Annotated in this window: 9 protein-coding genes; 7 read left to right on the top strand and 2 right to left on the bottom strand. The window is 43.9% G+C overall.

All coding sequences use genetic code 11. From position 1 onward, the window contains the following. Positions 1-124: 124 nt before the first annotated feature. Positions 125-1,192: a succinylglutamate desuccinylase/aspartoacylase family protein gene (locus R7O13_RS17685; protein WP_017820600.1), complete on the bottom strand. Its 1,068-nt coding sequence runs from the start codon at positions 1,190-1,192 to the stop codon at positions 125-127. A 330-nt stretch (positions 1,193-1,522) separates the two neighbouring features. On the opposite strand from R7O13_RS17685, the gene R7O13_RS17680 reads away from it, so the two are divergent. Continuing rightward, positions 1,523-2,062: a DUF3332 domain-containing protein gene (locus R7O13_RS17680; RefSeq protein ID WP_318304351.1), complete on the top strand. Its 540-nt coding sequence runs from the start codon at positions 1,523-1,525 to the stop codon at positions 2,060-2,062. A 64-nt stretch (positions 2,063-2,126) separates the two neighbouring features. On the opposite strand, the gene R7O13_RS17675 is transcribed toward R7O13_RS17680, so the two are convergent. Next, the gene (locus R7O13_RS17675; protein WP_053350265.1) at positions 2,127-3,599 is read right to left on the bottom strand and encodes an aminoacyl-histidine dipeptidase; all 1,473 of its coding nucleotides are present in this window, start codon (positions 3,597-3,599) and stop codon (positions 2,127-2,129) included. Between the two features lie 1,023 nt (positions 3,600-4,622). Here R7O13_RS17675 and R7O13_RS17670 point away from each other — a divergent pair. From R7O13_RS17670 to R7O13_RS17645, 6 genes are all read left to right on the top strand, one after another. Continuing rightward, positions 4,623-5,912: an NCS2 family permease gene (locus tag R7O13_RS17670; RefSeq protein WP_005381592.1), complete on the top strand. Its 1,290-nt coding sequence runs from the start codon at positions 4,623-4,625 to the stop codon at positions 5,910-5,912. 264 nt (positions 5,913-6,176) lie between these two features. Further along, a complete protein-coding gene (tet(34), locus tag R7O13_RS17665; RefSeq protein ID WP_005381590.1) occupies positions 6,177-6,641 on the top strand; it encodes an oxytetracycline resistance phosphoribosyltransferase domain-containing protein Tet(34) in 465 nt (154 codons plus the stop codon). 91 nt (positions 6,642-6,732) lie between these two features. Continuing rightward, positions 6,733-7,980 carry an esterase FrsA gene (frsA, locus tag R7O13_RS17660; RefSeq protein ID WP_005381586.1) on the top strand — a complete coding sequence of 416 codons (1,248 nt, stop codon included), beginning with the start codon at positions 6,733-6,735 and terminating at the stop codon, positions 7,978-7,980. 115 nt (positions 7,981-8,095) lie between these two features. Continuing rightward, positions 8,096-8,485, top strand: a complete 390-nt coding sequence (gene crl / locus R7O13_RS17655) for a sigma factor-binding protein Crl (protein ID WP_005381584.1) — start codon at positions 8,096-8,098, stop codon at positions 8,483-8,485. A gap of 121 nt (positions 8,486-8,606) precedes the next feature. Next, on the top strand, positions 8,607-9,746 hold the full coding sequence (proB, locus tag R7O13_RS17650) for a glutamate 5-kinase (RefSeq protein WP_005383771.1): 1,140 nt from the start codon (positions 8,607-8,609) through the stop codon (positions 9,744-9,746). A 17-nt stretch (positions 9,747-9,763) separates the two neighbouring features. Beyond that, positions 9,764-11,014, top strand: a complete 1,251-nt coding sequence (locus R7O13_RS17645; protein WP_104978847.1) for a glutamate-5-semialdehyde dehydrogenase — start codon at positions 9,764-9,766, stop codon at positions 11,012-11,014. The last annotated feature ends 135 nt before the right edge of the window (positions 11,015-11,149 follow it).

The raw sequence follows: 11,149 nt of genomic DNA, 5'->3' as shown, positions 1-11,149 counted from the left end.
AGTATCGTTAGCGTACATAAAACAAAAAGCCCAGCATCATGGACGCTGAGCTTATTGGCTTTAAACAAGATAGTGCGAGCACTGTTGCTCCTTTTGAGCTAATCAGGCGCCTATTTGATAGGAATTACTGAGTTTCTAACGGTATCTGTCCGGTTGTCAGCGGCTCGGCATCGAATTCAGTGAGGCCTTCAATATAGCTTTCGACTGCTTGCTCTAAAGCATTATCACCTTGGTTAAAATAGGCAAGGTGGAAAATTGCATCGCCTTCGTTCACCAATGGTAATGTTTGTTGACCGATAACCAAACCACGCTTCGGGGCTTTTAGTTCTATCTCATCATGACCAAGAGGAGAGCTAATATAAGCGAGCGTTTCCCCCTGTTCTACTTTGTCTCCCAGATTAACGACAGTACGCAAAATGCCGTTACCTGACGCGCGAACCCAGCTGGTGGACTTCGCTATGATAGGCTCAGGCAGCTTTTTCCTGCTCGCACGCAACATACCAATGGCTTGCATTACGCGCCGAACCCCGAGTACACCAGCGCTTATCGAAAGTGGATCAAAACGCAATGCTTCGCCAGCTTCGTAGGTGAGCACTGGAATATCGCATTTTTCTGCTTCACTGCGTAAAGAGCCATCACGCAATGCTGAATCAACAATCACTGGCGTCGCAAATGCTTGAGCAATACGTAGAGTTTCTGGGTTGCTTAAGTTTGCGCGAATCTGTGGCAAGTTCGTGCGGTGAATGGCTCCTGTGTGTAGATCCAAAATGTAGTCACAACGCTTGGCAATGTTGTTAAAGAACCCGTGTGCCATACGAGATGCAAGTGCGCCTTTTTCACTGCCAGGAAAGCAACGGTTGAGATCTCGTCGGTCGGGCAAGTAACGAGATTTATGGATGAAACCAAAAACGTTAACGATAGGTACTGCAATGACAGTGCCTTTCAGTTTTTGTGGATCCAGTTGGTTAATGATCTGACGAACGATTTCTACGCCATTAAGCTCATCACCATGGATAGCAGCATTCACCATTAACACTGGTCCTTCTTGTTTCCCATGGATGATTTCCACAGGAATAGATAAAGGCGAATGTGTATATAGCTTCGCTGCTTCAAATTCGATCTCTAATCGTTGTCCTGGTTGTATTTGATGTCCTAAGAGCTCAAACACTTTGCTTTTTTTACTTCTGGCCATAAACCATCTCTGTCAAATGCGTCATCAGCAATGTAACAATTGCTGCAAAATCGCACTAATCATTCTCATTAAGGACACGACAAATTACTTTAATCGTCATGCGTGAAATTTTGGTATGTGTGAAGTTTTTGTTTTCAATATGATCTTTTCTATCAGTTTAATACATAACAAGACATAGAGAAGAGTGCGCAATAATAGCCTTAAAAAATGTGACTGTATTAAAAATAATACTGTTCATGGAGGACAAAAAAACGGACTTTTAACCCTACTTTTTATCCGATAATATCCGCGCCGAATTTGAGGTTTCACACTTTCTAACTAGAGGTTTTGATGAAAAAGGCAATTGCTAAAATTGGTGCATTGACTGCGGTAGCAGTTCCACTTTCAGGTTGCGTAGGTAGTAATGCCGTGACAGGTTATGTTATGGGGTTTAACTTGAAAGCTGTTGACAACCGTTACGCTCGAGGTGGTCTAAATATGCTTTTAGCGCCTGTTTATGGTGTCGCGATCGCAGCGGATTATATCGTGTTTAACTCTCTAGAATTTTGGACGGGTAAGAACCCGTTAAATGGTAAGCCACATATCTTCGATACAAAGGTAGATACTTACATTGATGTCAATCACCAGTTAGATAAGTCGTTAACGACTGCACCAATCGCACCATTAGCGGATAACCGTGTCATTGAGCAGGGGCGAATGCAGCAAATCGATGAGAACACCGTTCAAATGGATATTACTTACAGTAACGGTGAAAAGGCGACACTCATGGGTGTACGCGATGGTGAGTTTGTTACTTACTACATTGATGGTGAAGTTGCTGCACAAACCTCAATGGATGAGTTAGCCGCTTACGCGCAAAACCGTGTGTAGTTGGGTTCAACTAAACCAAAAAAAGGGTGCCGTATGGCACCCTTTGTCGTTTTTCGTGATTGAATTATGCTTTCTCTGGAATCGCTTCTAAAAGCGCGACCATCTGTTCCCAGTACAACTGAACAGTATCAATCTTCACTTTCTCATCTGGAGAGTGAGGGAATTTTATTGTTGGACCGAAAGAAACCATATCCATGTGTGGGTATGGTTCTTTAAATAGGCCACACTCAAGACCAGCATGGATGACCATGATGTTCGGCTTATGACCGTAAATGCCTTCATACATATCACGGAAAATTGCCATGATCTCGGAATCTGCATCTGGCTTCCAGCCAGGGTAAGCGCCTGAGAACTGAATTTGTGCGCCTGCTAGCTCAGTAATCGAGCGCAGCATGCTTTCCACTTGGCTACGGCCAGAGTCAATGAGAGAACGAATCAAGCAAAGCACGGTGACTTTATTTTCTTCTGTGCTGATCACACCAACGTTTAGAGAAGTTTCAACAACGCCTTCCACCTCATCACTCATACGGATTACGCCGTTTGGACAAGCGTTAAGTGCCGCAATGAATCGTTGCTGATCGGCGATTGAAAATACTTGGGCGTCAGTCGTGATCACTTCATTAAAGGTTACGATACCTGTTTCGATTTTACCCAATTCAGTTTTAAGCAGCTCAGTGTAGTGGTTGAACAGCTCAGCAAGCTTGTCTTGGTTTTCGACAGGAAGCGCGACAGTAACAAACGCTTCGCGAGGGATTGCATTACGTAAGCTACCACCACGGAATTCGACTAAACGTAAATCAAGCTCTTGAGCATGACCGGCAAGGAAACGACCAAGTAATTTGTTGGCATTACCGCGACCTGTGTGAATGTCACAACCTGAGTGACCACCTTTTAGGCCTTTCAGCGTCAGTTGGCGTGTTACAAAACCTGCAGGCGTTGATTCTCGAGAAATATCGAAAGTCATGGTGCCATCAACGCCACCTGCACAACCCATGTAGACTTCGCCTTCTTGCTCAGAGTCTGTATTTAGAAGAATCTCACCCTCTAACCAACCAGCTTCAAGGCCAAATGCGCCAGTCATGCCTGCTTCTTCATCAATCGTCAGCAGAACTTCGAGTGGACCGTGCTTAATATCTTTAGATGCCAATACAGCAAGGCAAGAAGCCATACCAATACCGTTATCTGCACCAAGCGTCGTGCCTTTCGCAGTTACCCATTCGCCATCGATGTAAGGTTGGATTGGATCTTTGGTGAAGTCGTGTTCAGTGTCTTCGTTTTTCTGCGGCACCATGTCGATGTGTGCTTGAAGTACAACAGCCTTCTTATTTTCCATTCCTGGTGTCGCGGGCTTTTTGATGAACACGTTACCGGTTGGATCACGGCGAACGTCAAAGCCTTGCTCTGTTGCCCAGTTGATAATGTACTGTGCTAATGCTTCTTCATGTTTCGATGGATGAGGGATTGAACAAATCTTATCGAAAAACTGCCAAAGTGGAGCAGGTGATAAGGTACTGATCTCAGAATGGAACTCAGACACGGAGGACTCCTTTTGATGTGCTTTGCCAAATATATACCGTAAAAATATTGTCAAGGTAGCATTAAATGCTAGACGATTTGGCCTTCAAATTGCCGTTAGCATACCACCAGATAAGGAGTACGAGTAGTCGCGATCACAAGGATTTCTCTCAGAACTGTCACAGTTTGTGAATACAATAACAAGCACTATGTGTTCTCTATCATACATTCTGAAAGTGGCTTTATTTTTTAATTCATAAAATTGTAATTTAATTACACATAAACTTTGATAAAGGTCAATTTATGCATTTTTTGTGATTTCAATCACTAAAATGCTTGTAATTAAATTTCTTGGTGGTATATTTGTAACCAGCTTCTGAGAGAAGAATGAAATGCTCAAAGGATGAGTCCGTTTTATCGCCTCCAAGGAACCGAGAAATCAACGAATGTTTAATTGATTTAAAAGGTGATAGTTATGAAAGGTTTACCAAGTACAATGTTCTGGAATAGCAAGTCTGTTTACACCGGTAACTTTGTATACCCAACAAGCTTTGGCTACTAAGTGAAGTCAACGCATGTGACTCGAACAGTTTGTTCACCCCTATAAATTGGAATTTTTTTTCAGTGATAGTGCTGACATGATTCACCGCCACCCAAATTGGGTGGCGTTTTTTTATCTCTATTTTCTCTTCCTGACTCACTTATTGCCATCAAAGCCTTCTTCTATTCCCCATTCTTCGGTTTTATCGACTTTTCCATCAAATCTGTTAGATACCATGTTTAAAATGGGCCTTTTTCATCTGAAAGTTTAGTACATTGCTCAGTTTTTATTCTCTTTTAGAGAACTGTGTTATCTGGGTTACCTATTGTTTTATAAGAATATATTTCTTTGCTTGCTTTGATAGATTAGAGAATGTGTTTCATATCCAAAGAAAAAAAACGCATTAGAGTGAAGATTCTATCTAGAATTTGCTATTTGATAACTTTATAATTCCCGCCAATCGATTACGCAACCGTTTACTTTTTACCTTTACAGGATTCGATCATGCTCGAGAGGCTTTTTAAACTCAGTGAAAATGGCACAAATGTGCGCACTGAGATCATTGCAGGTGTTACGACCTTCCTAACTATGGCTTACATTATTTTTGTAAACCCAGCGATCCTGTCGGATACCGGTATGGACCGTGGCGCCATTTTTGTTGCGACTTGTCTTGCTGCCGCAATCGGCTGTTTTATTATGGGATTTGTTGCCAATTACCCAATCGCACAGGCACCAGGAATGGGCCTGAACGCATTTTTCACTTACTCTGTTGTATTGGGAATGGGTTATACGTGGCAAGTTGCGTTAGCGGCTGTATTTGTTTCTGGCCTTCTGTTCATTCTTTTAAGCGTATTTAAGATCCGTGAGTGGATTATTAACTCGATCCCGCATTCTCTACGAACAGGTATTTCAGCTGGTATTGGTCTTTTCTTAGCGTTTATCGCATTAAAAAATGCAGGTATCGTCGTTGATAACCCAGCGACATTAGTTTCTATGGGAGAGATCACATCATTGCCATCTGTATTGGCCGCGATTGGTTTCTTTCTTACGATTGCATTGGTTCACCGTGGTGTGAAAGGTGCGGTGATGATCGCCATTCTTGGCGTTACAGCGCTTGGTCTTCTATTTGGTGATGTGCAGTGGGGCGGTATTATGTCAACGCCACCAAGCATTGCGCCAACTTTCATGCAACTGGATTTCTCTGGTTTGTTTGAAGTAGGCATGATTTCCGTCGTATTTGCTTTCCTATTTGTCGATTTATTTGACACCGCAGGTACGCTCGTTGGCGTTTCTCAAAAAGCAGGCCTAACTGATGAGAATGGCAACATCCCTCGTTTAAACAAAGCGTTACTTGCAGACTCAACAGCAACGTCAGTAGGTGCATTACTTGGTACCTCCAACACGACATCTTATATTGAAAGCGTTTCTGGTGTAGCTGCGGGTGGGCGTACTGGTCTAACAGCCGTGGTTGTTGGTGTACTCTTCCTACTTGCTCTATTGTTCTCACCACTTGCGGGTATGATCCCTGCTTATGCAACGTCAGGTGCGCTATTCTATGTGGCGATCTTGATGCTGTCTGGGCTAGTAAGCATTGATTGGCGTGACCTAACTGAAGCGTCCCCAGTTGTTGTGACTTGTTTAGTTATGCCGCTAACATTCTCGATTGCAGAAGGTATCACGTTAGGCTTTATCGCATACGCGGCGATCAAGTTATTCAGCGGTAAGGGCCGTGAAGTGTCGATGAGTGTATGGGTGATGTCAGCCATCTTCATCGTTAAATACCTCGTCGGTTAATTTCTCGAGCAAAAAGCCAGTGTGGATTTATTCACGCTGGCTTTTTCTTTTTTTACGTTGTTCACAGAAGACGGTTTTTCTGCGGAATAGGCAGAGAATTTTGATATCACCGTTGGTATTAGCGGTGTGTTTCGGTAGAATAATCGTTTGCGCAGCTTGAAATCCTCGTCTCCAAACATTTTGGAGAAGTTAGTGAGCATTCCGCTTTTGAGTGACTTCGCTAGATTTTGAGGATGCATATTTTCAAATTATTAGGTTATTACAATGAGTAAAAAATTCATTATCACTTGGGATGCAATGCAGACTTACTGCCGTGAACTGGCTGAGAAACAAATGCCAGCTGAGCAATGGAAAGGAATTTGGGCGGTAAGCCGCGGCGGTTTGGTTCCTGGCGCTATTTTGGCTCGTGAACTGGGTATTCGTTACGTTGATACAATCTGTATTTCAAGCTACGACCATGATCATCAGCGCGATATGACGGTACTAAAAGCACCTGAAGGTGATGGCGAAGGTTACCTAATCGTTGAAGACCTAGTAGACAGTGGTGATACAGCGCGCAAACTACGTGAGATGTATCCAAAAGCGAAAATGATCGCTGTGTGTGCGAAACCATCAGGCAAAGAGCTGCTGGATGATTACGTTGTAGATATTGCTCAAGACACTTGGATCGAGCAGCCTTGGGATATGTCAATCCAGTATGCTGAGCCAGTAAACCGCAAGCAAAAATAAGCGCGGTTAAAGAATATTGAGAAATGCCCCTTTATAGGGGCATTTTTTTTATTATGATATTAAATCATGCTAATAGCCTAGGGTTCTTCCTATGTCTGAAGACGTCAGTAAAAATCTTTCCGAAACTTTGTTCGTGAAACATAAGCAAGCAAAAGAAACCTCCGCGCTTACCCAGTACATGCCGACCAGTAAAAAAATACTTGATGAACGAGAAGCGCAGGGTGATCGTGCTTGGTATCGTCATTTGCGTCGCTTGCAATGGGCTTGGCAAGGATTGTCTCCGATCGAAATGGAAGGCGTACTGTCCAAAATTGCTTCATCATCTCACTCGCGAACCAATGATGATTGGTTAGACACTGTAATGGGTTATCACAGTGGTAACTGGACATTTGAGTGGATCAAGCTTGGTATGGATCATCAGAAGCGAGCAAATGAAATGCAAGGAGAAGAGGCAGCGGATGAACTCTTCACTGCTTCTTTGTGTTTTAGTATTGCCGGCTACCCACATTTAAAAAATGACAACTTGGCATCGCAGGCTCAAGTACTGGCAAACAAAGCGTATTCTGACGGCGCAGAAAAAACTAAGTACACCATCAAGCAAATTGAAGTGCCTTACCAAAATCGCAAAATCATCGCGAACCTCCATTTACCAAGAACGGATAAACAGTTGCCTGTGGTCATGGTGAGCGCTGGTTTGGATACTCTACAAACCGACATGTGGCGTTTGTTCCGTAATCGTCTTGCACCGCGAGATATTGCGATGTTAACCGTAGACATGCCTTCAGTAGGGCATAGCTCTCATTGGCCCTTGACCGAGAATTCAAGTTGCCTACATCAAGCGGTATTGAATGAGCTTTACTCGCTACCTTGGGTTGATCATCACAAAGTGGGGTTAGTTGGGTTTCGTTTTGGTGGTAATGCCATGATCAGACTCTCTTTTGTCGAGCAAGAAAAGATCAAAGCTTGTGTCGCTCTAGGCGCACCCGTACATGATATTTTTACTTCCCCTCAGAAGTTACAAAAAATGCCGAAGATGTACCTAGATCTTTTGGCTTCCCGTTTGGGGAAAAATGCGGTTGATATTAATAGCATGGCTGGTCAGATGATGGCGTGGTCATTGAAGGTTCAGGGCTTCCTGAGCAGTCGAAAAACCAAAGTGCCTATTTTGGCTTTGAGTCTTGAAGGCGATCCAGTGTCGCCACACAGTGATAATCAACTTGTTGCTCTATTTAGCCAGTATGGTAGAGCGAAAAAAATCAGTTCCAAAACAATTACAAAAGGATATGAGCAATCCCTCGATTTAGCCATAAAGTGGCTAGAAGATGAATTATTAGGGTGACAATTCTCCTAAATTAGTTAAGAGTGATATATCTGAGCAAAAAATAAGCTCATGATAATTAAAAATAATAATCATTCTTGGGTGTTTACTTTTAACTATGAAAACGGAGATTCATATGTCAGAGACGACTCAGGGCCCGACTCACTTTCGCTTGATGTCAAAGTTGAAGGCGATAGGGCCTTACCTGCGCGAACCACAATCGCAAGAAGGGCGCTATTATTTTGATTGTTTATCTGTATGTGTAGACGACAAAAAATCGCCTGAGAAGCGTGAATTTTGGGGCTGGTGGATGGATTTGGAATCCATCGAGGGAGGCTTTACTGCTAAATATCATATTGGCAAGTACAACAAAGAAGGGCAATGGGTATCTGAAGCCCTTCCCAAAAAAGTGGTAGAGGAAGTGTATCTCACGCAGAGCACATTCCATCAAAAGCTGGTTGATACTTTAGAAGAACACTTCAAATTAGAAGTCGAATATCACACGGAGTCTTTCGATTTCGCTTAATTTGGTTGTTTTCATTTAATACCAAACAAAAAGGTGCGAAAACGCACCTTTTCTCTTGTTAATTCCCTATTTGATTGTTAAAACATCCTCTCTTTATTTGTTTTTCACTTCAGAAGACATCATGACAACGAATCAACAAAATGCAGTTGTTTCACAACCACAAACTGTCGTTGTGAAACTGGGTACAAGTGTGCTGACAGGCGGCACTCTGGCACTCGACCGTGCACACATGGTTGAGTTAGCACGCCAGTGTGCTGAGCTTAAAAAACAAGGCCATTCAATCGTAATGGTTTCGTCTGGTGCTATTGCAGCAGGCCGTGAGCATCTTGGTTACCCCGCATTGCCCAACGAGATGGCGAGTAAGCAGTTACTTGCCGCGGTGGGGCAGAGTCGCTTGATTCAAACATGGGAGTCTTTGTTTGGTATTTATGGTATCAAGATCGGCCAAATGTTACTAACCCGTGCCGATTTAGAAGATCGTGAGCGATTCCTTAACGCGCGTGACACTATTAATGCGCTCGTTGCGAACGATATTGTTCCTATCGTAAACGAAAATGATGCCGTTGCGACTAGCGAGATTAAAGTTGGCGATAACGACAACCTTTCCGCTTTGGTAGGCATTTTATGTGGTGCAGATAAGCTCTTGCTTTTAACGGACCAAAAAGGTCTGTTTACTGCTGACCCTCGTAAAGATCCGAACGCAGAGCTTATCAAGGAAGTAAAAACCATCGACGACACGCTGCGTAAAATCGCAGGTGGAAGCGGTACAACATTGGGTACTGGTGGTATGGCAACGAAGCTGCAAGCCGCAGACATCGCTCGCCGCGCAGGTATCGAGGTTATTATTGCTGCTGGTAGTGCGCCGAATGTTATCTTTGACTCTCTAAGTGCTGAACCTCAGGGCACGCGCTTCCTACCTTGCGCTGAAGCCTTAGAGAACCGTAAACGCTGGATTCTAGCGGGACCTGCGGCATCGGGCGACATCGTTATTGATGATGGTGCAGTCAATGCTGTGGTCGGCAAGGGGAGTAGCCTACTTGCTAAAGGGGTCATCAAAGTTAGTGGTGACTTCGCACGAGGCGAAGTGGCGCGTGTAACAAACGCTCACGGTAAGTTGGTGGCTCGTGGCATCAGCGCCTACTCAAGTGATGACCTAACTAAAATTACGGGCAAACACAGTAAAGATATCATCTCTATTTTGGGGCATGATTATGGCTCTGAGGTGATTCACCGCGATGATCTGGTCGTCATTCAGGAATAGAATTAGAGGGAAGCAAAGTGGATTTAACGAATATGGGTAAAGCTGCTAAAGATGCAGCTTTCGAATTAGCGACAGCGTCAACTGCGCAAAAGAACCAAGCATTAGCCATCATCGCTGATGAGCTAGAAGCAAACTCCGCTGCTATTTTGGCGGCAAACGCTAAAGACATCGAACTTGGCCGTGAAGCGGGTTTAACCGATGCGCTGCTCGATCGCCTTTTGCTTAATGAAGAACGATTGACTGCAATTGCGAATGATGTTCGCAACGTCATTAGCTTGAACGATCCTGTAGGCAGCGAAATAGACAGTAAGGTACTGGAAAATGGGATGTCACTGTCTCGTCGTCGTGTGCCGCTTGGTGTCGTAGGCGTAATTTATGAAGCGCGTCCAAACGTAACCATTGATATTGCAGCGTTGTGCTTGAAAACCGGCAACGCAAGCATTTTACGTGGTGGCAAAGAGACATTTTTCTCGAATATGGAATTAGTGAAGGTTATTCAGTCTGCGCTCGCAAAGGCGAACCTTCCAGCCGCTTCTGTGCAGTACATTGAAAAACCAGATCGTGAGCTTGTTTCTCAATTGCTTAAGTTGGACGATTACGTCGACATGATCATTCCACGCGGTGGTGCTGGCCTACACAAAATGTGTAAAGAAAACAGCACGATTCCGGTGATTATTGGTGGCTTTGGTATCAGCCATATCTTTGTCGACGAATCCGCTGATCTAGAGAAATCCCTGAATGTGGTTGAGAACTCTAAAGTTCAACGTCCATCTGCGTGTAACTCATTAGATACGCTGCTCGTGCATGAAAAAATTGCAGCGCAATTCCTACCAATGATCGTAGAGCGCATGAACGATAAAGTGACCTTCGTGACAGAGCCTAAGGCAAAAGCACTGATGGCTCAAGCAACACAAATTCGCGATGCTGTTGAAGGTGACTTTGATACGGAATGGTTGAGCTACACTCTTGGTGTAAAAGTTGTGTCTGATGTGAAAGATGCCATTGATCATATGCGTGTCCATAACGCGAGCCACTCAGATGCGATCATGACCAATAGTTTGGAAAACTCAGAACTGTTCATCAATTCTGTCGGTTCGGCGGCGGTTTATGTGAATGCTTCAACGCGCTTTACAGACGGTGCGCAATTTGGCCTTGGCGCAGAAGTCGCAGTATCTACGCAAAAGCTACATGCACGCGGTCCGATGGGCTTAGAAGAGCTAACTAGTTACAAGTGGGTTGGTAAAGCGAACTACTTAGCACGCAGTTAACACATTCGACGAGATCTTGAGTGAAAAAGGGGCCTTTGCGCCCCTTTTTGTTTTGTCTAACATACCAATTCCGCTACACTACATGAGCTTTTATTTCGGTTTGAAAGCGTTATACCCAAATAGCTTTAATAGAGT

The sequence above is a fragment of the Vibrio sp. Y176 genome, from assembly GCF_033438945.1.
The sequence above is the reverse complement of the archived record's forward strand: the minus strand, read 5'-3'. Positions and strand labels throughout refer to the sequence as shown.